The sequence below is a fragment of the Pseudoalteromonas sp. R3 genome, assembly GCF_004014715.1.
Lineage (GTDB): Bacteria > Pseudomonadota > Gammaproteobacteria > Enterobacterales > Alteromonadaceae > Pseudoalteromonas.
Window position 1 is genome coordinate 2,179,849 of sequence record NZ_CP034835.1, and the last position, 24,424, is coordinate 2,204,272.

The following is a 24,424-nucleotide window of genomic DNA, read 5'->3' on the forward strand; positions in this document are numbered from 1 at the left end:
CAATTGATGAATACTCAGGCCATGGCCCAGGTTATCATACGTTGTTGTAGTATTTTTGTCGGGTTAGTTTAACAGTGCTAAAACCGCTTAAAAAGCTTTATTTATCGCGAAAAAGCCACAGTTCTAATGGCTGAGGGAATTTTGCTCAATCCGGCTCAGCAATAGCCACTTCAAGCACATGGTTGTGTTCACCATCTACTTGCCAGCGTATGTTAAAGTTATACAGGTTCATGCCATAGTTTTGCGGATTTTCCTGCTTTTTTTTGTATGCAGGGCGAGGGTCTTGTTTGAGTACATTACCAATAAAAGCTCTCAGTTCCGGGTATTGGCTCTGTTGAGAGATAAAATCTTCGGCCTGATCACTAAAGGAGACAGTCATTTGAGTCTCTGGACGTGTGTCTGCAAAACCTGCGGCGGCATCAGTTAAGGCGTCAGAATAGGGTAAATAGGGTTTAATATCGACTATCGGTGTGCCGTCAAGTAGGTCTATACCAGATAACAGGAGTGCGAGTTGACCATTTTTGTACTCAACACCTTCAAGTTTCACAGCGCTCATACCAATGCCATTTGGTCTGAAGGTGGCGCGTGTCGCGAATACGCCTTTGCGCGCATTGCCGCCTAAACGTGGCGGTCGTACTAAGGCCGAATAGCCTTTGTCGGCGGTCTCGTGAAAGCGGAATAACAACCACAGGTGGCTAAATTCCTCAATACCACGTACAAACTCTTCTCTATTAAAGTCTTCACAGAATACCAGCTTAGCTTTGGCTTCTGGTACCAGGCGCGGTTGTCTTGGTATGGCAAACTTTTGTTTGTAGGGTGAATGGATCACACCAATAGGCTGTATATCGAAGTGCACACAATGTTCCGGCTAATAAGTTTGCGCGTATTGTAGCGACCAAAAGGCGTTGTAACAAATGGAACTGAATCTGCACTGTAATCCTGTGTAATTCCCCAGTTCGCTGTTTGTCGCTAGGATCGGGTTATTACATAATGTATTGGTTTGAAAATGTTTAGTATCGAAAGTGCTCCGCAGGCTGAGCAAAAAGGGCACCTTGCCTCAAATATGATGGAACCGACATACAGTCGTTTGGTAAGTAACATTTGCCGCCGGGTTTTTACTGAGCAGTCTCCGGTGATGCCCTTAGTCGTGGAGCAGCTTTGTAAACGTCGCGTGTTTTTACAACCATTATTTGCGGGGTAGGCGATGGGACGGTCCGGGCTACTCAACTTAATTCAGCACTGCAATGTGAGATTGAATTGGTTGTGAATAAGGTCATGTCCCAATGTGATATGCCACGCCACGAGCTTATCAGGCAAACAAATACAACAATGTTCGAACTGGCCAGACAAGCCATCTAGCTATTATCTACAACATCCGGGGCTGCGTTATCCAGGTGCATCATCAGTTTATCCAAGTTCTTTCGAACCTGCTCACTGCATTTATCCAACTCAAAGCGCACGCCCAGCAAACAGTCTTGCTCGGGGCCTTCGTTTGCTTCTATACGCACAATCGTGCCATACAAAGGGGAGATACTCAGAGCGTGAGGACCATTAAAATGGTCAAAGCTCAGGTTAAATTCGGTCGTCCTGTAAAGCCTAAGTGCGTCTACATAATCTGAATAGACCTGCATACCAGTGTGGCTGATGTTATTTACTCTGGCTTCAAGCAGCGCATCGGATGCAACAATACGCATTGCGTGTGATGGCAAGGCTGAATGACGCACCGAGTTACGTTTACAGGCTCCATTCCAGGATTTATTCACAGCCGCTTCAAGTTTTTCTGCCCGAAATGGTTTGACAACAAAGTGACTAACGCCGTTTTTAATCGCTGTTACCACGAAGTCGCGCTCGCCGTTTGAGGTCATCATAATAAAAGGCATGTCTTTGAATTTGGTACTATTGCGAACCTGGTAAAGTAATTCTTCGCCATTCATTTCAGGCATTTGCCAGTCTGAAATAATAATATCGACAGGCTTTGACTCTAAGATCTGCATCGCCTGTTTACCATTCGTGGCCATGATCACCTGATCGGACCCCAGACGTGTCTTTATTATGTTGCGCACAACATTACGTACAGCGGTACAATCGTCAACCACTAAAAACCGGACATTTCTCACTATATACTGCTCTGTCTTTGAACACAATTTAAGCTGGCGGCAATCATAGCACAGCTCATACCAGTAGGTTAAGCGATACATTGGATAATTTTAAACCGTTCCAAATAGAGTGACTTAGACACATGTAACTAGCTTAATTGTGAATAACTGTTGTGAAATGGCGCACAAAGTTACAGTTGCTCACAAGGCTCTCACTGAGTTTTGCACGTTTTTGTCGCACTATGAGCTCGTGAATTTCAGAGGGCGCTCGCGCATTAGCATAGCTGTTATCAGCAGCCCCCGAACTTTCAATCTCAGCGCAACAACACTTTTAGAGACTAGGAGCTCATAATGATCGGGATATTTAAAAACTCAGCAGTCATGGCTGGCGGTTTATTTTTGAGTCTTGCCAGCATGTACAGTAACGCCACTGAGCAAGAGCAAGATGATTGGGAAGTAAAAATTGGAGCAGGAGCATTAGTGGCGGATCTGCCCTGGAAGGGAGTCGGTAACGAATTTGCGATAGTACCTATGGCCGACATCAAAAAAGGTAACTGGTTTTCCAATGAGGACAGCACCATTGGTTATCAGTTTTTGAATTTAAATGATACTTTTACAGCCTACGCTGGCCTTGGTTATCGCAACGAAGGCTATGATAGTCTGTTTGGTGATACAAGCTCAAACAGCAAGGTATTCGATGGCTATGAAGCTCCAGATGGCGAGTTAGTGCTGAACTATGGTGCCAAGTTTTTATGGTTTGGGGTATCCGGGCATACCGATTTGTCTGACGAATCAGACGCCACCAATTTTGCACTGAGTGCAGAAGTTCCTTTGTATGAGAGTGCATATGGATTTGGTATTTCGGCGCAGGCACAGGTGCGCTGGCTGGATTCAGATTACGTGAATACCGTATATGGGATCAGCGGTAAAAATATCAATGCATCAGTTGGGCGGACAGCGTATCAGACTAATGACAGTGCGGTAAATGTGACGTTTGGTTTAAATGCCTACTACCAGTTAACGCAAGAAATTACCCTGATAGGCAGCGTCAGCAGAACAGAGCTGGATAGCGTCATCAGCAAGAGCCCTCTGGTTGGTGACGATACTATGGATGTGGCCTTTATCGGCGCACTGTACACCTTTTAAGCGTACTTGCCACACTTGCAAACTCGTTACACACGCTGGATCAGTCACCCTGATCCAGCGTGTTTTGTAACAGAGACTCGGTTTGGATAGCAATTTCTTTCATCTTAATGGCATATTGCTCCAGCGCTTTTTGTTCTTGGGTTTTTGCTTCAAATTTGGCAACAGGGATAGGGTAACCCGCCTGGTCCATGGCAATAAAACTGATGATACAATGATTGGTTTCGACCATGTGTTGCTTTTGTGGGTCGCCACAACGTACCTGAATAAAGATTTGCATGCTGGTTTTACCGGTATGGGCTATGCGTGCAGAGACTTCAACAATCTGGCCAACCAGGATAGGGCGGTGAAAGCGTACACCAGCTACCGATACTGTGACGCAATACGCACCACTCCAGCCCGCGGCACAAGCATATCCAGCCTGATCTATCCATTTCATGACCACACCACCATGTACTTTGCCGCCAAAGTTTACGTCGGTTGGTTCCGCTAAAAAGCGAAATACCACTTCCGATTGCTGCGCCATAAGGCACCTCTTCATCTAAATACATTTGCTTAAGTATAGAAAAAAAGGGGCATTTTGCCCCAGCAATTTAGGATAAAATCGGATGGTAGCGGGGGAGCCGCCCCCCGTCCAGACAGGCTTACATGTTAGGGTAGTTAGGACCACCTGCGCCTTCTGGCGTCATCCAGGTGATATTTTGGCTCGGGTCTTTTATGTCACAGGTCTTACAGTGAACACAGTTTTGCGCATTGATCACAAACTGTTTATCCCCATTTTCATCCTCGTTGACCTCATAGACACCAGCCGGACAGTAGCGCTGAGCAGGCTCTGCATACTGTTCAAGATTCACTTTGATAGGAATAGAGGGATCTTTGAGTTGCAAATGACAAGGTTGCTCTTCTTCATGGTTGGTGTTGGATAAAAACACCGACGACAGCTTATCAAAGCTCAGTTTACCATCCGGTTTGGGATAGTTAATTTCCTGAGAGTCTTTTGCCAGTCTAAGAGATGCATGGTCGAGCGTGGTGTCTTTGAGTGTAAATGGCAGTGAGCCGGAAAACAGGTTCTGGTCAACCATATTGTAGGCACCACCTAATATACGGCCAAACTTGTGCATTGCCGGGCCAAAGTTACGCGACTGGTAAAGCTCGTCATACAGCCAGCTGCTTTTGAAGTTATCGGCAAATTCGCTTAAGTCTGCTCGTGGGCTTTCTTCTCCAAGTGCAGCCAAAATGGTATCTGCAGCTATCATACCCGACTTCATCGCCGTATGATTGCCTTTGATTTTGGCAAAGTTCAATGTGCCGGCATCACAGCCAACCAGCAAACCGCCAGGGAAGTGCATTTTAGGCAGCGCATGAAAACCCCCTTTAGCTATCGCCCGGGCACCGTATGCAATGCGTTCACCGCCTTCCAGCGTGTCTTTAAACACCTGCTGATGTTTCATACGCTGAAACTCGTCAAACGGGCTCAGATAAGGGTTTTTATAGTTCAGGTCAATGATTAACCCGACGACCACCTGATTGTTTTCGCCATGGTACATAAAAGAGCCTCCATGGGTTTCATTATCGAGTGGCCAGCCCGTACCATGAACGACTTTTCCTTCCTGGTGCTTCGCAGGATCTATCTGCCAGATCTCCTTAAAGCCAATACCATAGTGTTGTGGGGTCGCGTCTTTATCCAGGGCAAAGTGGCTGACCAGCTGTTTACCAAGGTGGCCACGGCAGCCCTCAGCAAATACCGTGTACTTGGCTCTGAGCTCCATACCTGGCATATAACTGTCTTTTGGCTGACCTTCTTTGTCTACGCCCATATCGCCTGTGACGATACCTTTGACTTCATCGTTTTCAACTATCAAAGAGTGTGCACTGAATCCGGGAAAGACTTCAACCCCCAGTTGCTCAGCCTGTTCAGCCAGCCAGCGACAGACATTACCCATAGAGACAATATAATTGCCTTCATTTTTAAAGGTCTTGGGAACAGCAAAGTGCGGGATGCTGGTCGCTTTGTCCTGATCTTTAAACAGATAAATTTCGTCTTCAGTGACTTTTGTTGTAACTGGGGCATTCTTCTGCGCCCAATCCGGGATTAATTCGTCCAGCGCTTTAGTTTCAAAGACAGCACCAGACAATATATGTGCTCCGACCTCTGAGCCTTTTTCAACGACACAGATCATCAGTTCTTGTTGTTTTTCCTGTGCCTGTTGTGCAAGTCGGATCGCACACGACAGGCCCGCAGGGCCCGCGCCAACAATCACGACATCAAATTCCATGGTTTCGCGTTCGACCATTTTTACCTCACATAGATTGACGGTAGTTTAACTAAAACGAGGCTTTAGTTTTGTTAAGGTTAAGCTAAGGTTATTTTAGGTTGACGTTTACGTCAACAGGAAGTAGTCTGGATTCATTAAATTGTTTTGTTGACGTTTACGTCAGCCCTATAGAATAACCAGATGATGGAGTAACCATGAAAGTACTTGTGCCAATCAAACGCGTGATTGACTACAATGTCAAGGCAAGAGTCAAGGCCGACAACAGTGATGTTGACTTGACCAATGTAAAAATGGCAATGAACCCGTTCTGTGAGATTGCGGTTGAAGAAGCCATCCGTTTAAAAGAAGCAGGTAAAGCCAGCGAAGTGATCGCAGTATCAATCGGCGATAAAGCTTGTCAGGAACAGCTTCGTACTGCACTGGCTCTGGGCGCTGATAAAGCCATTCATATTGAAACAACTGCTAAACTGGAATCGCTGCATGTTGCTAAATTGCTGGCGAAACTGGTTGATCAGGAAAGCCCTGAGCTGGTCATACTGGGTAAGCAATCCATCGATTCTGACAACAATCAAACTGGTCAGATGTTAGCTGCATTGACCAAACGCCCGCAGGGTACCTTTGCGTCTAAAGTCGAAATTGAAGATGGCAAAGCAGTTGTGACTCGTGAAGTGGATGGTGGTTTACAAACTGTCTCGTTAACTCTGCCAGCTGTGGTTACCACAGATCTGCGTCTGAACGAACCGCGTTATGCATCCTTGCCTAATATCATGAAAGCCAAGCGTAAACCGCTGGATGTCATTGCTGCTGACTCGCTCGGTGTTGATCTAGCGCCACGCGTTGAGTTGGTTCGTGTCGAGGAGCCAGCTAAACGCGAAGCGGGAATTATGGTAGAGAGTGTAGAAGAACTGGTTAATAAACTAAAAACTGAAGCTAAGGTGATCTCATGAGCGTACTAGTCATTGCTGAACACGAAAATGGTGTACTAAAGCCAGAAACGGCAAAAGTGGTTCATGCGGCGAACAAGCTTGGCGCAGAGGTCCATGTTCTTGTCGCGGGCCATAATGTTGGTTCGGTGGCAGAGGCTGCAGCACAGATTGCCGGCGTAACAGCGGTTAAGTTGGCGGACGACGGCGCGCTTGAGCATCAGTTGGCTGAAAGCACAGCGGATTTGGTTATCACACTTGCACAAGGTTACAGCCATATTCTGGCTGCTGCATCGACCACGGGCAAAAATATCATGCCTCGCGTAGCGGCATTGCTGGATAAGTCGCAAATTTCTGAAATTGTTGATGTAGTGGATGCAGACACCTTTATGCGTCCTATCTATGCGGGTAATGCGATTGCAACAGTTAAGTCGCTTGAAACACAAAAAGTTATTACGGTTCGAGCCAGTGCATTCGACGCCGCTGGTGAACAAGCAGCTGTTGGTATTGAGAGCTTAACGACAGCAGTAGAAAATACTAGCAGTCGCTTTGTTGGTGTTGAACAAACTGAATCAGAGCGTCCTGAGCTGACAGCGGCACCTGTGGTTATTTCCGGTGGTCGTGGTATGCAAAACGGTGAAAACTTCTCTTTACTTGAAGGAATTGCCGACAAACTTGGGGCAGCTATTGGCGCATCGCGTGCTGCGGTTGATGCGGGCTTTGTACCAAATGATATGCAGGTTGGTCAGACGGGTAAAATCGTTGCGCCGGATCTGTATATTGCGGTCGGCATTAGCGGTGCGATTCAGCATCTGGCCGGTATGAAAGACTCAAAAGTTATTGTTGCCATCAACAAAGACCCTGAAGCGCCTATCTTCCAGGTGGCAGACTATGGTTTGGTGGCTGATTTGTTCGAGGTTTTACCTCAGTTCGAACAAGCCCTGTAACAACAAATTCTGGTTGTTAAAGCCGTGAGCACTTATGTGCCGCGGCTTTTTTCGTTTTTATCGGCGCAAACTAAGAGCGGGATGTGTGGCCTTTCACTGTGGAGGCGAAACAATCGCATGGTTAGTCACGGGGTCAAAACAGCTCATACAAGTCAGTAAGCTAGCCATATATGCGCATTTATTCCAAAAAAACCACAATGTTGCCGCACCAGCAGGGGTCATTTTAGCTCATTACGGTGTAAAAACGCCCAATATGGCGGCGTAGGAGCCTTGTTCCCTAATAGACTGCAATAATTCGTTCATTGAGCACGGTTAAGGTCATCGCGAAATTTGTAAAACACCTTTTCTGTGCGAGAAAAAACATGAAGAACAATCTACCTACTGGGATAACGAAAATCTGTGCTGGCGTTGCCATTGCTCTGGGCTTGCTGAGTACCTCTGCCTCGGCTAATACATTACAGGGCGAATTAACCGATGCGCAAAATAAAGCGCGTTTTGAAGGGGCGAAAGTCATCATCAAGGAGTTAGGCCGCGAAGTCAGCTCTGAGCGAAATGGTGAGTTTAGATTTATCAACCTGCCAGCAGGGACTTATACACTGGAAGTTCGCTACATTGGCGCGCAATCTGTTACTCAGCAAATTGTGATTAAAGACAACGAGGTAACTCAGACACGGGTTCTGCTCAGTGCTTATCAGGGCGAAATGGACAACATTATTGTCAAAGGGCAGCGTGCGGGACAGGCCGGAGCACTGAACAGGCAGAAGAATGCTGATGGTATTAAATCCATTGTGAGCGCAGACAGCATTGGTCAATTACCTGATCAGAATGCAGCAGAAGCGTTGCAACGCTTACCGGGCTTATTTATTGAGCGAGATCAGGGGGAAGGGCGTTTCGTTGGGATCAGAGGAATTGATCCTAACCTGAATAACGTGACTATCAACGGGGCGGCGGTTCCTTCTCCGGAAGGAGGTGTTCGCAGTGTGGCTATGGATGTTCTCCCGAGCGAAATCATTCAAAGCCTGGAAGTAAGTAAAACAGTCACCCCTGATATGGACGCTAATGCAATTGGTGGCAGTATTGAAGTGAAAAGCTTAAGTGCGTTTGACCGAGAAGGGGAAAGCTATAGCTTTAATATTCAGGGCGCATATAACGAACAAGTTGAAAAGAGCAGTCCAAAATTGTCAGCCAGTTACAGTGATATCTATGAATTAAGCAGCCAGACTCAATTAGGGGTTGCAACGGCCGTTTCGTGGTTTGAGCGTAAATTTGGCTCTCATAATATGGAAACAGACGGTGGCTGGATGGAACTGGAGATGGACGATGCCAATACAGGTGAAGAAGTTACGTTTTTTGGCGCCGAAGAAATTGAGCAGCGCCTGTATACCATCACGCGTGAACGCCTGGGGGCTGCACTGAATCTGGACCTGCATCAGGGTTTATTCAATAAGTACTATCTGAGAACCATGTATAGTGAGTTTTCGGATGACGAATTCCGTCTGCGTAACGAATACAAGTTCGACAAAGGCGAGTACCTGAGCGATCAATCTGGCGATGGCATGGCCTACTTTAGTGGTGCTGAGATGGACCGGGACAGCAAAGATCGGTATGAAGAGCAAAGCATCTTGTCTGTGGTGGCCGGTGGTGAGCATCTGGTAAGCGATTGGTTTATAGAGTACAGCCTGGTTTACTCAAAGTCAGATGAGCAGGAGCCGGACCGTTTGGATATGGCATTTGTGGCTGAGGACTTGACGCTAGGGTATGCCAGCCTGGGTGATACGCCTACTTTGTCTCGCAATGAAGGTGCTCATCAACTAAATGGCTTCGAACTGGATGAAATTGTTCATGAGAATAACCTGAGTGAAGACGAAGCGACTAGTTTTAAGCTGGATCTGACAAAAGATCTGGTGATTTCAGGCCACAATGCAGAGCTTAAATTTGGAGTTAAATATCGCGACCGTGAAAAGTTCAACTCAGTCAATGCGGTAGTCTATGACGGCGGATTTGACGATGTGACGGCAGAGCAGTTCAAGACTGTCGCACCTGAGTATGACTTGGGTGACTTTGGTCCGGGGCTGTCTGAGCAGGCCCTGCATAGCTATTTTGCTAGCAACAAAGGTGCCTTAGAGCGTAATGACCAGGAAACCAGTATAGAGTCTAAAGGACGCAGCTATCGCTCTGAAGAAACAGTCAGTGCGCTATATGCCATGATTAACATAGATTTTGGTAAACTCAATATGATCACGGGTGTGCGTTACGAGGACACCGACTACATTACCCGAGGCTATCGGGTTGCACTCGAAAAAGACAAACTAACCGACAGCGAACAGGTGAATATCAGTCCATGGGAAGTCGAAAAGTCATATGACCACCTGATGCCAAACCTGACTTTGCGTTATGAGCTGGCAGACGATGTGATCTCACGCTTTGCTTATACTCAAACGATTGCCCGTCCAGGATTTGAAGAAGCCGCTGCTTATCAACTGCTGGAAAGCGAAACGGATGAAGACGACGGACAGGTCGTGACTGAACGAGAAGGTGAGGTAGGCAACCCCGATCTGGACCCTTATGAGTCTCACAACTTAGATTTGTCTGTTGAATACTACACAGGCAGTATTGGGGTTATGTCAGCCGGCTTATTCTACAAACAAATCGACAACTTCATTACAGAGCAGGAAGTGCAAGGTCAGGCTGAATGGGCAGGTTATAAGAAAGTGATGCAGTACGTAAATGGTGGCGAGGCAGACCTGACAGGGATTGAGCTGGCTTACAGCAAAAACTTTAAAAACGGGTTGATGTTTTCTGCCAATACCACCTTAATTGATGCCGATGACAAGCTGACCCGCCAGTCAGATACCGTTGCGAACCTGATAGTGGGATATGAAGACGACTCTGTGAGTGCGCGTCTGAGTGGTAACTACAAAAGTAAAGCTTATCTGAGTACAGAAAACGATGCTCGTGTTTATCAGGACGACCATATGCAGCTGGACTTAAGTGTTAAGTATTACTTCACTGATCAAATGCAGGTGTACTTCAATGCAGTTAACCTGACGGATGAACCGCTATACATTTATCACGGCGAGCAAAAGTACAACTTCCAGTATGAACAATATGGCCGCTCTTTCGAGCTGGGCTTCACATACACTTCTTTCTAACCTGCTTAGCGGAGCGTGCCGGGGAAACCCGGCACTGTGTACTATTTATGACTTTAAAGCGATTTGTAATGTCCTGCCTGAGTGTGTCTGCTCTGGTATCTTTTGCCGCCCATTCAGATAATTCGGTGTCCTTCCTGGCATTTGGTGACGGTGGCTACCACCCGGACTACCCAAAGTTAAAGCACATCCAGAAACCAAAAAACAAAGCACAATTCATTGCTGCGGAGCGGGCTGACTGGCTAGCGGAACATCGACCGGTTGAAGAGTTTAATCACGCGCCAGTTTACGTTTATCCGGGCACAGATATCGCCACTGAGCAGACAGGTGCACTTGCAACTGGCAAAGCGATGGCTAGTCTATGCGAGCAGAAAAAATGTGATTTTGCTATTCAGTTAGGAGACAACATATATCCGGACGGTGCCGGTGCTAACGATGGTAAGGATGATCAACAGCGCATGAACGACCTGATCCTAAAACCGTTGCGCCCGTTATTTGAGCAGCAACCGGATCTGGTCGTATACTCCGCACTGGGCAACCATGACTGGAAAACGTCACGAAAAGGTGTGAAGCTTCAGACTGAATGGATGGCAAAGCAGCCAAACTTTTATATGTCGCCCAAAGGCTATTACAGCTACACCATAGGTGAACCTGGCAACGATGTAGAGCTGTTTGTACTGGATACCAATATGCTGCTCTCAGGTCAGCATTATTATGAGGTCCCGCTACGTCCCGACGGCAGTGAGCAGGGGTTGGCCAGCGCGCTTGCATCAGGTCAGGCAGAAGTTGAAGATATCGAACGTCATGAGACACCGATCAATGGAGAAGATCATCGGCAGCTTGCCTGGCTGGCAGATGGACTAAAGCACTCTAAGGCAAAGTGGAAATTGGTGTACGGGCACCATATTCTGTGGTCAATCGGTGGCTCCAAATATGATGAGGGTCATGTACTCAGAAGACTCATTTTACCCGAGCTATGCCAGTATGCGGACGCCTATATTGCGGGGCATGAACACGATCTGGAGCTGTTAACAGACGACTGTAGCCGTGTTATGCCTGGTAACGCCAAACCAAAGCTACCCTTGATTATCAGCGGAGCTGCGGCAAAAATGCGCGGAACACATACACCTTTTGCACAGCAGCAGGAAAATCGCTACCCAGAATATGATCTGGTATGGTCAAAAAGTTTTATTTGGGGTTTTGCCCATATTGAGCTGGACAACAAATTAGATAAGCTGAGTGTGTCTTTTTACACGACACCACATGACCAAAGTGGCAAGCTTGAGGCTGAACAGTCATTTAGTTTTGCAAAACGCAGTGACTGATAAGAACGGGATAGCACCAGAGTCATTGCAAAGGCTATCCCGCTCAATTTTTGATTGATTCAGAACAAAAAATTCATGGTATTCGGTAATTTGCACTATAGTTAAACTCACGCAAACAGACATGCGTACACCACTTACTGCCATCAGGTGAGCTAGGTAATGTTATTGTCGAATATGAGTTGAGTTGCCAATGAATACCAATGATCCTTCAATGGAAGAAACCTTGTTTTTCGGCCAGTTATTGGAAAATTCCTCTCCAATTGAACTTCTCAAACAAGTTTTAATGCGATCGCAGCACGCCATAGTCGTCACTGACGCTAATCGTGATGAAGGTTATCGTATTGTGTACGCAAACAGGGTATTTTGTCGTCATACTGGCTATGAACTTGCCGAACTAGTCGGCAAGTCAACGGCGATATTGCAAGGACCTAAGAGTAATCGCAGAGTGCTGGCCAGGTTAAGTCCGGCACTTGAAAAAAACGGCTATTTTTATGGTTCTTCTGTTAACTACAGAAAAGACGGTTCTATGTATCCGGTTGAGTGGAATATTTCAGCCATTACAAACGAGACGGGGGAGGTAACACATTACATTTCACTGCAAAAAGATCTCACCAATATGCGTCGTCTGGTTCGGCAGATCCGAGAATCGACGAACGTGTTTAAGCAGTTTTATCAGGAGTCAGCTCGCCAGGGCAGCCGTTTTGGTAAAGGGGCCGATTCTGTTCTGAATGCATTGAAAAGAAGTGCGAAGCTACTCAATGGCCGATTGCATCTCAAAGACAATGTTGAGCTTTTTCAGGAAGCGTTTCCGTATCAGGAGCCAGATGAAAACAGCTTTGATGAGCTGTTCTTTGACCTCGATGAAGATTCAGGTAGTGGTACTGATCAGCGCCTGAACAAACAAGCGATGACTGCTGAGGCGTTTTGGGCAGACAGCCCAATAGAAGAGGATGATGTTGAGTCCATTGTTGGGGCCCTTAACGAGTTGGAATCAGAGACAGGATTAATAGAGCTTAATGGTTATTCGCAAACGCGGTTCAATAATGTCGCAAGACTCTACAAAGAACTGGCCAATACCTTGTACTTTTGTATTGAGTTCAACGATGGGGCACTAATGATCGATGAGGTAGCGGATCGTCTTGAGTCTCAGGCTGCGGACTCCTCCTTTCCTATCGAGTTTTTACTGATGTTCAACAAAGACATCAACAGCTGGCTTAACGATGTGTTTGTCGAAAAGGACACTGACAATGTATTTGGTGGCGAAAGCAACGCGATTATGGCGGGTGAGCAGTTGTTATCTCTTATCGGTGAAAGCTAATTAACTAGTTGTTACCATCGGCGCGGTTGTTGATGTTCGCTTCGATGGTTTTCGGTTCTGGTTATAACTGAGCATCAGATTAAAGTCCCTATCGCATCCTCTGTGGTGAGCTCAGAGCAAGTTTCCAGAGCTCTGCCACTTATTCTCGATTGCACGAAATTTGCCAGGCTCACAATGGTGGGTAACCCGCTGTCTATGATAATGGGTTATGCTTTGGTACTTTTATTACTTGCCACATTGGAAAGTCATTGCTAGTCTTTAGTTTCCATAACGGAAAGTAAAGGAATGACTATGAACAAAGACTCTAATATCGGAGCTGCGGCTGCTCGTGCGTCTCTTGCCGCGGCGAGCGACGCCAAACGTCAGGCTAGTCTGCTTTTAAGGCCGCCAGTTTGGCTAAACATACTTATCAGCCTGCTGGCGGCATTGGCTACAACGGCAAGCGCTCAGGCAAGTCAAAGTAGTTTCTGGACTTTGATAGCGATAGGCGCAGCACTGAGTGTTATTGTATTGGCACTGGGTTGGTCTCATTATCTGCGAGTGTCTGGTGTGAAAGCAAAAACCCTTAAAGGTGCATCTAAACAAGGGCTAACCAAGATTATTCTGGCGTTTTCTAGTGCTTTTATCGTACTGCTTGCAATCTATCTGACCAAACAGGGAATCTGGCTATCTGCTTATGTGGCAGGTGCGATGATCGGCCTGTTTAGTAGTTTTGCTTTTTACAAGCTACCGGCGGGAGACTGGTTGGCAAAGGAGCCTGGGAGTGAGTAAAGCCTGTTTTGACTCGCTTATTCATGCCCATAATCGGCTACAGATCTGTGCGTTACTTCAGCCGGTCTCAGAGCTCGAGTTTTCAGTGGTTAAAGCGCAGCTGGATGTCAGTGATTCGGTACTATCTAAACATGTCAAAGCACTTGAGCAGGCAAATTATATTTCAGTGACCAAACGAGCCAGTCTATCTCGTCAGCGCACCTGGCTTTCTTTGACTGAGCCAGGTGAAGCCGCTTATCTTGGTCATGTCGCTGCGCTTAGAGAAATTGTGGGTTTGTAAAGGCATCAGGTTCAAATATGTCAGAACCGCTTTATATATCAAGGTGTTTGTTTTATATAGCCTCCAGGACAAAATGGGGCATTCTCTAATTCATGACGTATCAAGTTTATGTAGAACGTCTAACGCCGAATAGCAGGGAGCTTGGCGCCCCCTGAGTTTAAAAGCTTACAGCTTTTCCAGAATCACTTCTGCTTTACTGACTTCAAATGTCTTAGGCGCCTCAACTAATAAAGTGGTGACAATTCCGTTCTCCACAATCATTGCGTAGCGTTGAGAGCGGATCCCACCGAAGCCCTCTGTATCCATATCCAAACCAAGCGCTTTGGTAAAGCTCGCGTCACCGTCGCCTAACATCATAATTTCGCTTGCATTATGGGCCTCACCCCAGGCTTTCATTACAAAAGCATCGTTCACCGAAACACAGGCAATCGCATCGACACCTTTGGCTTTTATTTTGTCGGCCAGGGCGACATAACCTGGTAAATGAGCTGCAGAGCAGGTCGGTGTAAAGGCGCCTGGTACGGCAAACACAACCACTTTTTTGTCAGCAAATAGGGTGTCACTGTGGTGCGTGACCATGCCATCAGCGGTCAATTCACTCAAAGTGGTTTGGGGCAAGGCGTGTCCTTGTTCAATCATGGTTTTTCCTCATCGGATGTTACGGAGATTCGCTCTATTCTAGACGTAAAAGCGGTGATTAAACACGGACAAAAACTAAGGTTAAGCTAAAATCTAAGAAAAGGTCAGCAAGACATAGGTGATAACCCGAGCGTTGCGGGTTATCACTGGTATAGACAAGCTACTTGCCAGAACCATGGATGGAGCTAAAGATGTGGCTTACTTTGGCATTCTGTGTCGGGCCAGAATAGCCATGACAGTTAAAACAGTTTGCCGCTGGTTGTAGATTTTCAGGGCCTGTATAGACAACCTCACCAAATCCTTGCTGAGCATTGGTTTCCATTGTCGTGTTCGCCAGCTGAATGGACCCCCGCTGGTTGTCTCGATTTTTAGATGGTTGATTTACATCATTCAACCATAGTCCGCCAACCAGTTCATATTTGGCCAGTACTCTTAAAGAGTTATAGGTTGGCATACGCTTAAACACTTTGTTCAATTGCTCGTTTAGGGAAATGATATTAGCTCGGTTGTGCTCTGCCTGATTGTCTCCTTCGGCTGTACCCTGAGCATAAACCTGACAGACTTCCGTCGGTTGGCCTGTCAGAGGAGAATTGCCAGTTTTGGTCGGATCTATCGTTTTATTAAACTCACAATTTGCATCCGGATTTGGCAGGGTCGCAGCACACTGTTCACTGGCAAAACTCCAGTCAGAGGTTGGCTGATTTGCTTTTTGGCAGTCTGGTGCATTGTATTTATGCTCAAAGGTAGCCCAGATAAACTCGGGATGGTCTTTGGTGCTAATTACCAGGTGAAACCCAACCATACCATACAGCTCATCGGCATCGATTTCGCCATTGTTGTTGGTATCGGAGCGAACCCAAACGTAGTTAAGCATGTCTTTTTCAGCGATTTTACGCCACGATGTTTTGATTTCAGTTGTACCGGCTGGCAGTGTTGCTGAGCCTTGAGCGACATTACACATACCCCGATCAAAACGGGTTTCATACAGCACAATATTACCATTTTGGTCATATAATACGGCGTTGCTCAGCGCCTGATTCATCTCATGGGGCGCAGTGAAGTCATCACTGGTGGTGTGCGGATCTTTATCTCCTCTGACAAACAGTTTGGATTCCAGGGTATTTGGCGCACAAGAATCCTGATCACTACCTAGATAGATGGCATAGCGGTCTTCATTTAAGAAGGTTCGGTCCTTGCCATTTGGCGCGTTGATCAAAGAGATAAACCATTGCCAGGAAAACTGATAGAACTGACACAGGTTCTGCCCACCTCCCGGAATTTCGCTCGGTGGGTTATTGGGGTTCGTTACCCAGTTAATATTTGCAGGGCAAAACAAGGGATCCTGGCTGGCTGTGTTGTCAGAGTCAGCCACGGAACCTGAAGGCTCAGTAGAGCAGGCAAGCAAAGCCGTGATTGCAGCACTGATCAGAGAAAATTTAAGGGGGTGCATAACAAATTCCTTTCAATATCGAGACGGTCACCCTAACTCTAGAGCAATTTTAAGAAGTTACCATTACCGGGTATTACACAGTACACGCAGCTGATTTTCCGGTATTTAGAAGTAGTTTAAAGGGGGCGTTTGTGTGTTACTTTAGTAAATTACTCATCATGGTGTTTTCATCACCAAGCGGTCAATCGTACTAGGAGATATGAATTGCGTTTAGCCGTATTTTTTATTTTAGCTTCGACTTTTAACCTGGCTTATGCTTGCGAAGATCACCAGCCTTGCCATATGAGTGCAATGGAAGTGTTTTTACCTGAAGCGAAACGGTATCCAGCCCCAAATATTCGCATAGAGAAATTTGGTTATCAGAAAGAGCTTGGAAATGTTGCTGATGAGATTTCTGTAGAGAAAATAACAAAACTCCAGAAAGCATTGAGCGACATATCTGATAGTTCATTCAAAGAAAGTAAAACCTCATTTAATGTGCTGGCTCAGCTCATATTAAAGCCGTCTTCACCCCCAGAGATTAAGTTGCATACGACTGGCGAAGAAGAAGTGCACGATATGCTGAATGTCTTTTATAAAGCAGCATCTAACTTTAAACTCTTAAAAAGGGATCTACTGAGGGGGAAGGCGGCAAAACCGCTAAAAAGGTATGATGTGACGGAAATGATTACTGAGAACATTCACCTTTTAAGGAAGGAGCTATGTATAAACTAACTGTGATAATATCCTGTTGCTTTTTTCTTTTTATCATCTGGATAATTTATTTGGCGAACACCGCTCAGCCAAGCCTTTTTTTTGAACTTGTGAAAATTATTCCATATGGAGATAAAGTTGGCCATTTCGTATTGTTTGGTACCCTCACTTTATGCGTTAACGTTGCCAGCAAATTTAAAGTTTTCAAGCTCGGTACGATTGATGTCTTTTGGGGCACAGCCGCCGTGTTTGTTTTTGCCACAGTGGAAGAATTAAGTCAGTATCTTATACCAACGAGAACTTTAGATATGCATGACTATATTGCTGATATGGTGGGAATTATTCTCTTTACGTGGTTATCAAGGATTTTGTTGAATAGCAGTTTAATCACAACAAGAGGGCACTCTTAAGTGGAACGTTCAATAACGAAAATAAGTACAGCATTAACCTCTCACACTATAAGTGAGGTGTTCTTTGGTGCATCCGGCATTAGTGTAGCTAATGAGTCAACTTTGGCCAGGCTACAAATAGGCTATAGCATTCACCCCGATGGCTCAGATTTAACGGGAACAGAAGAGGGAAGTTGGCATCAAAGCTGGGTTGTCATAGCTACTGACAGTGAATTGGGCGACCCGTTTTTTGTTGATACAAGTGATCCTATGATGCCGGTTTATACAGCTATGCATGGCGAGGGGGAATGGATCCCAGAGCAAGTTTCAACTTCATTGAATTCTTTCTTGGAGTCGCTTTTGTATCTAAACAAACTCAGTAAGCAGAGCTTTGCTCAAGTTAGCCCCGATGAGAATACAATTACAGACCCCAGAGAGCTCGCTATTATTGAGCGTCAATTGCAAACTATTTCGGGCGAAACTGAGTACTGGGAATACTTCATGGAACAACACAGGGAGTGGGTTGAGGACCATGAGTAAGGTTACGCTCAGCTATTTGTTGATGTATTTTTCACCAAAGCTATTATAAAAATGATTGAATTGTTTTTAACCTCGGCATTAGTCAGTTTTATTGAAACTGAAACATATGTGGTTGAATCTTGCATTGGTGAGCCGTTCCAGTTGGTGGAGCATGTAAATCCCGCCTGGCCATTACATACAGAACACCTTGAGGAGGTCGCTTTTGTCCATATTCGGGCGACGGTTGACAATAGCGGCAAGTTAGTTGGTTATCACATTAATGATTCTAAAATGAGCCGAGTCTTCAGCCGCGAGTCAATTAGGGCTTTAAAAAATTGGCGGTTTAACGCGTCAGAACACGCTCACCGATGTTTTGATGTCACCTTTAAATTTGATTCAGATAAACGATAGGAAAAAGGCTGTATGTGGATGCTGATACTTCTGCCTATAATCTACGTGATTATTGCTGGCCTGATTGTCTTATTTGGCTACAGCAAGTCCGAAAATCTCAGCTTAAAGAAAAAATGGCGTTGCGAAGTGGCCTGTTAGCTTGTTTTTTTAGCCCGGCATTTATTTGGGTGTTCCCGTTTTCTTTTCCTGCCCCTGCAATCATTGCAATGGTATTAAGCGTGATAAGTCTTTTCGCAGCTGAGCCATCAAGGCTCCTGGTGGGAACACTTGCCTTCGCATTTATACCTTTTTTACTATTCTGGTTGGTTTATTTTGGTGTGTATATGCTGGCTTTAAGGCTAAGGGCATTGTAAGAAGCACGCCTTAAACTCACCAGCTGCATAGAAACAAAGCGGCCTGTCGGCCGCCAAAAAGTCTCAGGGCTATTTAAACTCATGGCTATTTAAACATTGTCTGGATCCGTTCTCGCTCCGTGTTTGTCGCGTAACTGGTGGAGTGAGCAAACAGGTTCATTAAGGGCGCTTCCATATGAGTTGCAAATAAAACCATATTAGGAAACTGATTATCCAGAGGCGTTGGAGGGTAGAGTTTTGGGTGCTGTTTACGAACGTTTGAAAAGTGCGTAGTGTATGAGTCTAGTTTTGCTCTTACATCCGGTTTTAGCGTTGCTTCAAATGTTTTATTCGGGCCATAGTGGATCAACAGCCACTTAATGGTACGAGGTTTAATGTCAAACCAGGTATTTTCCATCACCTCTATGGCGTCGTTGAAGTAAACCGCAGGTCTGGTGTAGTTGTCCATGCTGGCCCATAGCTGTTGTAAAAATGGCTGGAAAAGTGCTGAGTCAAATATCTGGTTGTGTCTGAAGTAGCGAATGCCTTGCCCCTGTAACTGAGCTTCAGTGAGATTTGCATATTGATGATAGCCAATCGATAACCCTGCTTTATTGCCTGTGTGCTGGTAAGGAGTATATCCAAACAAAGTGGGTAACCACATATCAACCACAATATTCCAGCTGTTGTCTGAGTTATCTGGGTCACGGTAAACACTTTGCAGGGCGTTTGAGAACGACAGCACCTGATCAATATCGTCAAAGGCAAGCAGGTTGGCGATACCATTGTCTTCAATGCCACCGCCATCCGCAAAGCGTGCAGCCACACCCGGCTTTTCCTCAGCAACATCTGCCGCTGACCAGTAATTATATTTAGGATCTATGCCATCCATTCCTTGAATGGCCGTTGCAAAAAATGCACTGCTATTGGCGGTAATATCAGCCAGTGAAAATGCTGAGACCTGATTGTCATTATTCAGGGGCAGTTTAGCACTGATGCTGGACTTGGCAGAGGAGGTGAGTTGAGTGTCAAAACAATAACTGGACACTAAACCGCCACCAACCTGTTGTAAATCAGTAGCCGTCGTTTCCACAGTTCCTAAGTCTTCAGCAAAGATGCCTGTTGCGATAGCGGTGCACTGGACGGGCGCCAGCATATCACCGGTTTGCGGGTTTGTATTCGGCGTAATAAATGCGGCTGTATTGCACAAATGGAACGGTCGTTTTATACGCCCCTCGCTTTGCTGATATGTGTGCACTGTGTCAGGTAACCCCGGGTTCTGTGCCTTTATGTATGCTGCATCTGCCTGATTATACGCAAACCATGCGGTTTCTATGACTGGCGTCATAAGTCCGTCGAAATGAGTGGAAGACAATCCCGATGGTTCCAGAATGTTCTTTGCTATTTGATAATTCCAGATCCGGTTATTTGGAAAGTATGGGTTAACAAATAACTTTCCAGCCGAATACGCCATGTTATCCCACTTAATGCCATCCAGAGTGACGGTTGTGCCGAGATAGCCCGATGGTGCGTAATCTAAAGTACTCACTGTCAGCGTGGAAGGATCTTCTACAAAAGGGCCGAGAAAAGTCGCATCGTCTATATGATCCGGTAGATAAGTAAAAGGTACAACTGCCCAGCTCCCGCCAGATACCGTTGAAATTGCCCGTGCCTGCCCGAGCACACCCATATCGTTGAGTGCTCGCATCTGACCTAGTGCAGCAATCATGGCAATGGAACCGCCACCGGAAAAGCAAATACCGACGTTGCCAGGTGTATTACCTTGAGTAACGAAATCAGTGGTTTTGTTACTGGTCTGGGTTGCTAACCAATTACCACTGACCTGAATGTCTGACCATTTACGTTTATGCCATGCAGGATCAGTTTTGGTTTGACCATTTGGGATTTGTTGGCTCATCTCAATTCCTCTTTGATTTGTGTTCAACCGCTCGTCGGGCTAAAGCCTAGTCAAGGTTTGCCATTGGCTGTATTACAGTAGATTACAATTACTAACCACGAGCGAGGCTGGGTAGCTTTTATTTATTTCAAATAAGTGGCCGTGACATATCGCTCACAAGTCCTGCGCGCTGTAAATATGATTGGAATAAATTGTAAGTGATTGATGATTGCGAGGCTAAATGGTACTGTTCTCGCTATTCATTGCCATGGTTAAAGCTTTTGTGCAGTACTAAGGACGAGTTGTGAGCTATATACAAGTCTATATGCTGGTTATGTTCTGCGCATTTATAGTCTGCTCTGTGGTCTCATTTTTTAAGAAACGAGCTCGGCGAAATAAATCTGAAGACAATGCTAATGAAGACAATGTTCAGACACCCAAGTGCGAGAACAACAAGCCAGCTATCATGTTGGACTATGATGAGAGTCTTGCAAGAGAGCTAGAACACAATCCATTATTCCTGTCTGTGTATAGCGACTGTGAAAAAGCTCAGGCAGAGTTTTTCAAAGATCCAGGGGCTTTTTCTGCGCTTGTTATGGATATTATGGATGTTGTAAATCGCCACGCAATCAGGCACAGAGAAATCGACGTCAATCTATGGTCAGGCATTATATTAAGAAAAATGTTTCCTGAGCGATATAAGTAGCTCGAAATATGTTGCGCACTGGCAGTGACCAGCTTGAGCTAAGGTACTGCCATTGGAACCGATTAGGAGAAAAATTGCTAGTCGCATTTGTTATCGCCGTCGTGGGGTTAGCCATCATGTTGGTTATGGAAAAGGTTTCTTCTAGATCTTCTCAGCCAAACAGTGACCGTAGTCCATCTGAAATTGAGTCGATTTCTCCTGAGCAAGTAATCTAACGGATTGTGAGGATAATACCCAACGAATCAGGGGAGTTGATTATACAATTTCCAGATAATGAGTATCGCTTGCTTTGTTTAAGTATCCCAGAAAGGCTTTTGGCTGGCAAGCGCTGGCCTATCCCTGTAACGCCAAGAGATTTACGTTTACGCCAGAAAAAGTATCCTTAGAATTTGGCGGTGAGCTGGATGCGGACTATCTGTTTCTTAATTCAAAGCAAATAGAGCCTGAATTGCTAGCAAGACAGTGGCTCGGGCTTTGCCGCAGAAATCAAGCACCGACGGATCGTCATCCTACCCATCATGTTTTTTCTGTGTCTATAGCGCCTTTCAGCGAAAAGCTCTTTGCTATCAGTCAGTCTATAGGAGGAGGGATCGCAGACACCGGGGGCGGACAAAGTTACACACTGGAGGAGCTGTTAACCTGGCAGAACTGGAAAATTCACTTTGAACTTTCGGGCTGTTCATGGGCCATCCCAGTCATCGAAAATAGCCAAGATAAAAAAAACATGATAAACACGCTGATTACAGAGGCCTGCAAAAGGAAGGGCATGTAAACATGATGCAAGGGCATAGTACGCGCCTAGCTAATCGGACTTCTTTTTCCTGCTACGCCAGTTATAGTGCGGGTATATAAGAAAGTCAGATGTAAATTCGCATCAAGGAGCTAATTTATGAGCAACATCTATACAATCCGCACTATGACTCGTGCCGAAGTTGATCTCGCGGTTGACTGGGCTGCACAGGAAGGCTGGAATCCCGGGCTAGAGGATGCGCAATGCTACTATCAGGCTGATCCGCACGGGTTTCTTGTAGGGGTTTTGAATGATGAGCCTATCGCTGTAATCTCTGCGGTCAAATATGATGATTTCTTTGGATTTGTCGGATTCTATATTGTTAAACCTGAATATAGAGGGCGGGGTTTTGGTTTGAAAATCTGGCAGGCCGCCATGGCCAGGCTTGACGGGTGTAATATTGGTTTGGATGGTGTGGTCGAACAACAGGAAAACTACAAAAAGTCAGGTTTTACTTTGGCTTATTCCAATCGTCGTTATCAGGGTAGTAATCAGCGGCTAGCAGTTCGAAGTACAGCAGAAATGACTGAATTGAACGCATTACCGCACAAAACAATAGAGCGATTTCTTGAGCCATTTTTCCCGGTACAAAGAACCCGGTTTTGGCATGCCTGGCGGGTACAGAGCAATGCAGTATCTGTTGGTTTGTTGATTGGAGGAGAATTACAGGGAGTTGGGGTTATCAGGCAGTGCCGGGATGGCTATAAAATAGGCCCTTTGTTTGCCCAAAATGCACAGCAGGCTGAGGCTATAATTAGCACATTGAGCTCAAAAGTCACCGGTGATTGTGCCGTTTACCTGGATGTGCCAGCATGTAATTCATCCGCGATTGGACTTGCGGAAAAACTTAACATGACACCGGTGTTTGATACGGCACGAATGTATACGCAAATGGTGCCTGATATTGGCATAGAAAAAACGTTTGGCGTAACATCGTTTGAAATTGGTTAGTCAAAGAGCAGAAATGGCGCACATCAGTGCGCCATCATATCAGATCACAGGCTGATGCTGTGTCTTAACGTTACTTCACAAGGGTCGCCATCGCGTCCGAACGCCGACTGAATGAATAGCTCATCACCTTGCTTTAGATTGGTCAGAATTGCTTTAGTTGTGTCATATCGACGTTTAGCAACCTGATCATTAAAGTTATTCGAGCTATCTTTGTTTACATCGTAATAAATGTTACAGCCACCTGTGGCACCGTCATTGGTCGTCCACGAAAAGTTGATGGTGTAGTTGGAAACACTGTAGTTAAACTTCGCGTTCTGGTTTTGCGAATAGGCGTCACCAATGTTTACTGTTGTCCAACGTGCTTGTGGTACACCCGGACGAGGTTGCTCTTCAATACTGACACCAAGAGAGGCGGCCTGAGCAGCACCAGTTAGAGTAAGGGCTGCCAGAATTAACGACGTTTTTAGAACTTTCATTATAAATTTCCTTATGTAAGTCAAACGCGCTTGTATCCAAATGACAAGCGCGTTCGCATATTAGGGAAATTCAAGTTGAATGTAAAATTAAAATTGTATTAATTTTTACTTTTTGTTTTCAAAAGTGAAATTGATGTGGCCTCAATTTGGATCTTTTCCTGCTTGAACAAACCACCAATGGCCTTCTTAAAATTGGCCTTGCTGGTGGAGAAGGTTTTTTTGATCAATTCAGGATCTGACTTGTCGCCCAATGGCAAAAAACCATTGTTCTCTTCCAGCTTTTGAAGGATCAGCTCGCCCAGCTCTGAAATCTTATCCATGCCAGGTTTTTCAAGTAAGATATCAATTTTGTCGTCTTCATGAACCTGTTTAACATAACCTATCATGCGCTGGCCTATGTACATACGCTTAAACACGGTATTAAAAAACACCATGCCAAAATGTTGTTCATTAACAATAACCTTATATCCCAGGTCAGTTTTTGCTACGACAATCAGTTCAACTTGCTCAAATTTTTTGTACTGAGCAGGCGTTTTGTTCAGAAATTTACCCAGGTTACTTGAGGCACACAAACGCTTGCTGGCATTGTCGAGGTAAAGCTTAACCAGGTAGCTGTAGCCTTCGCGCATTTTTGGTTTCTGCTCGTTGTAAGGTGCCAATACATCTTTGCTGATACCGAGATCTAAGAATGCACCCACTTTATTAATTTGTTTTGCGCGTAGCAGGGCAAACTGACCTAACTGAGCGAGAGGCTTCTGCGTGGTTGCACAGGGGTGGCCTTGATTATCACTAAAGACAAACACTTCAACGTTGTCACCTGCTTCCAAATGATCGGGCAGCTCTTTAAGCGGCAGAAAAACGTCGCCATGCTCCTTGCCATCCAGGTATGCGCCTTCGGCACAGATCTCTTCGATCATTAAAAACTGAGTAGTACCTAGCATAT

General features: G+C 45.6%; 25 protein-coding genes. 16 read left to right on the top strand and 9 right to left on the bottom strand.

Annotated elements, in window-relative coordinates:
• Window positions 1–145: 145 nt before the first annotated feature.
• Entirely contained in the window at window positions 146–856 is a 711-nt protein-coding gene (gene tsaA, locus ELR70_RS14390) for a tRNA (N6-threonylcarbamoyladenosine(37)-N6)-methyltransferase TrmO (RefSeq protein ID WP_054015177.1), read from the bottom strand.
• A gap of 499 nt (window positions 857–1,355) precedes the next feature.
• Window positions 1,356–2,198 (bottom strand): response regulator, encoded by an 843-nt coding sequence (locus tag ELR70_RS14395; protein ID WP_054015175.1) that lies wholly within the window; start codon window positions 2,196–2,198, stop codon window positions 1,356–1,358.
• A gap of 249 nt (window positions 2,199–2,447) precedes the next feature.
• Between ELR70_RS14395 and ELR70_RS14400 the strand changes: the two genes are divergently transcribed.
• On the top strand, window positions 2,448–3,242 hold the full coding sequence (locus tag ELR70_RS14400) for a MipA/OmpV family protein (protein ID WP_054015174.1): 795 nt from the start codon (window positions 2,448–2,450) through the stop codon (window positions 3,240–3,242).
• Between the two features lie 40 nt (window positions 3,243–3,282).
• On the opposite strand, the gene ELR70_RS14405 is transcribed toward ELR70_RS14400, so the two are convergent.
• Both ELR70_RS14405 and ELR70_RS14410 read right to left on the bottom strand, forming a co-directional pair.
• Window positions 3,283–3,765 (bottom strand): acyl-CoA thioesterase, encoded by a 483-nt coding sequence (locus ELR70_RS14405; RefSeq protein ID WP_054015173.1) that lies wholly within the window; start codon window positions 3,763–3,765, stop codon window positions 3,283–3,285.
• Between the two features lie 118 nt (window positions 3,766–3,883).
• Window positions 3,884–5,533: an electron transfer flavoprotein-ubiquinone oxidoreductase gene (locus ELR70_RS14410; RefSeq protein ID WP_054015172.1), complete on the bottom strand. Its 1,650-nt coding sequence runs from the start codon at window positions 5,531–5,533 to the stop codon at window positions 3,884–3,886.
• Window positions 5,534–5,709: 176 nt separating this feature from the next.
• Here ELR70_RS14410 and ELR70_RS14415 point away from each other — a divergent pair, with 176 nt between their 5' ends.
• From ELR70_RS14415 to ELR70_RS14445, 7 genes are all read left to right on the top strand, one after another.
• Complete coding sequence (locus ELR70_RS14415; RefSeq protein ID WP_054015171.1) at window positions 5,710–6,462, top strand: electron transfer flavoprotein subunit beta/FixA family protein; 753 nt, start codon at window positions 5,710–5,712, stop codon at window positions 6,460–6,462.
• Entirely contained in the window at window positions 6,459–7,385 is a 927-nt protein-coding gene (locus ELR70_RS14420) for an FAD-binding protein (protein WP_054015170.1), read from the top strand. The genes ELR70_RS14415 and ELR70_RS14420 overlap by 4 nt, the downstream gene beginning before the upstream one ends.
• A gap of 362 nt (window positions 7,386–7,747) precedes the next feature.
• Window positions 7,748–10,537, top strand: coding sequence for a TonB-dependent receptor (locus tag ELR70_RS14425; RefSeq protein WP_054015168.1), 2,790 nt, complete (start codon window positions 7,748–7,750; stop codon window positions 10,535–10,537).
• 68 nt (window positions 10,538–10,605) lie between these two features.
• Window positions 10,606–11,859: a metallophosphoesterase gene (locus ELR70_RS14430; RefSeq protein WP_054015167.1), complete on the top strand. Its 1,254-nt coding sequence runs from the start codon at window positions 10,606–10,608 to the stop codon at window positions 11,857–11,859.
• A gap of 190 nt (window positions 11,860–12,049) precedes the next feature.
• Entirely contained in the window at window positions 12,050–13,177 is a 1,128-nt protein-coding gene (locus tag ELR70_RS14435; RefSeq protein ID WP_054015166.1) for a PAS domain S-box protein, read from the top strand.
• Between the two features lie 291 nt (window positions 13,178–13,468).
• Window positions 13,469–13,948 carry a hypothetical protein gene (locus ELR70_RS14440; protein ID WP_054015165.1) on the top strand — a complete coding sequence of 160 codons (480 nt, stop codon included), beginning with the start codon at window positions 13,469–13,471 and terminating at the stop codon, window positions 13,946–13,948.
• Complete coding sequence (locus ELR70_RS14445; RefSeq protein WP_054015164.1) at window positions 13,941–14,228, top strand: transcriptional regulator; 288 nt, start codon at window positions 13,941–13,943, stop codon at window positions 14,226–14,228. The genes ELR70_RS14440 and ELR70_RS14445 overlap by 8 nt, the downstream gene beginning before the upstream one ends.
• Before the next feature lie 165 nt (window positions 14,229–14,393).
• On the opposite strand, the gene ELR70_RS14450 is transcribed toward ELR70_RS14445, so the two are convergent.
• Together ELR70_RS14450 and ELR70_RS14455 are read right to left on the bottom strand one after the other, a co-directional pair.
• Window positions 14,394–14,867: a peroxiredoxin gene (locus ELR70_RS14450; RefSeq protein WP_054015163.1), complete on the bottom strand. Its 474-nt coding sequence runs from the start codon at window positions 14,865–14,867 to the stop codon at window positions 14,394–14,396.
• A gap of 160 nt (window positions 14,868–15,027) precedes the next feature.
• A complete protein-coding gene (locus ELR70_RS14455) occupies window positions 15,028–16,317 on the bottom strand; it encodes a hypothetical protein (protein ID WP_054015162.1) in 1,290 nt (429 codons plus the stop codon).
• Between the two features lie 204 nt (window positions 16,318–16,521).
• On the opposite strand from ELR70_RS14455, the gene ELR70_RS14460 reads away from it, so the two are divergent.
• The 5 genes from ELR70_RS14460 to ELR70_RS14480 all read left to right on the top strand — a co-directional run bounded on the left by ELR70_RS14460 (window position 16,522) and on the right by ELR70_RS14480 (window position 18,682).
• Entirely contained in the window at window positions 16,522–17,031 is a 510-nt protein-coding gene (locus ELR70_RS14460; RefSeq protein ID WP_054015161.1) for a hypothetical protein, read from the top strand.
• Window positions 17,019–17,420, top strand: coding sequence for a VanZ family protein (locus ELR70_RS14465; RefSeq protein WP_054015160.1), 402 nt, complete (start codon window positions 17,019–17,021; stop codon window positions 17,418–17,420). Before ELR70_RS14460 ends, ELR70_RS14465 begins: the two co-directional genes overlap by 13 nt.
• A 102-nt stretch (window positions 17,421–17,522) precedes the next feature.
• Window positions 17,523–17,939: an SMI1/KNR4 family protein gene (locus tag ELR70_RS14470; protein WP_128064609.1), complete on the top strand. Its 417-nt coding sequence runs from the start codon at window positions 17,523–17,525 to the stop codon at window positions 17,937–17,939.
• Between the two features lie 51 nt (window positions 17,940–17,990).
• Window positions 17,991–18,329: a TonB family protein gene (locus ELR70_RS14475; protein ID WP_054015158.1), complete on the top strand. Its 339-nt coding sequence runs from the start codon at window positions 17,991–17,993 to the stop codon at window positions 18,327–18,329.
• 14 nt (window positions 18,330–18,343) lie between these two features.
• Window positions 18,344–18,682, top strand: a complete 339-nt coding sequence (locus ELR70_RS14480; protein WP_128064610.1) for a hypothetical protein — start codon at window positions 18,344–18,346, stop codon at window positions 18,680–18,682.
• Window positions 18,683–18,767: 85 nt separating this feature from the next.
• On the opposite strand, the gene ELR70_RS14485 is transcribed toward ELR70_RS14480, so the two are convergent.
• A complete protein-coding gene (locus ELR70_RS14485; RefSeq protein ID WP_054015156.1) occupies window positions 18,768–20,579 on the bottom strand; it encodes a hypothetical protein in 1,812 nt (603 codons plus the stop codon).
• A gap of 283 nt (window positions 20,580–20,862) precedes the next feature.
• Here ELR70_RS14485 and ELR70_RS14490 point away from each other — a divergent pair, with 283 nt between their 5' ends.
• The 3 genes from ELR70_RS14490 to ELR70_RS14500 all read left to right on the top strand — a co-directional run bounded on the left by ELR70_RS14490 (window position 20,863) and on the right by ELR70_RS14500 (window position 23,005).
• A complete protein-coding gene (locus ELR70_RS14490) occupies window positions 20,863–21,264 on the top strand; it encodes a hypothetical protein (RefSeq protein ID WP_054015155.1) in 402 nt (133 codons plus the stop codon).
• 289 nt (window positions 21,265–21,553) lie between these two features.
• Window positions 21,554–22,036 carry a hypothetical protein gene (locus tag ELR70_RS14495; protein ID WP_128064611.1) on the top strand — a complete coding sequence of 161 codons (483 nt, stop codon included), beginning with the start codon at window positions 21,554–21,556 and terminating at the stop codon, window positions 22,034–22,036.
• A gap of 117 nt (window positions 22,037–22,153) precedes the next feature.
• Entirely contained in the window at window positions 22,154–23,005 is an 852-nt protein-coding gene (locus ELR70_RS14500) for a GNAT family N-acetyltransferase (RefSeq protein ID WP_054015153.1), read from the top strand.
• A 44-nt stretch (window positions 23,006–23,049) separates the two neighbouring features.
• Here the strand turns inward: ELR70_RS14500 and ELR70_RS14505 are convergent, their stop codons facing one another.
• Together ELR70_RS14505 and ELR70_RS14510 are read right to left on the bottom strand one after the other, a co-directional pair.
• On the bottom strand, window positions 23,050–23,481 hold the full coding sequence (locus ELR70_RS14505) for a hypothetical protein (protein ID WP_054015152.1): 432 nt from the start codon (window positions 23,479–23,481) through the stop codon (window positions 23,050–23,052).
• A gap of 98 nt (window positions 23,482–23,579) precedes the next feature.
• On the bottom strand, window positions 23,580–24,422 hold the full coding sequence (locus ELR70_RS14510) for a S1-like domain-containing RNA-binding protein (protein ID WP_082353171.1): 843 nt from the start codon (window positions 24,420–24,422) through the stop codon (window positions 23,580–23,582).
• Window positions 24,423–24,424 lie beyond the last annotated feature (2 nt).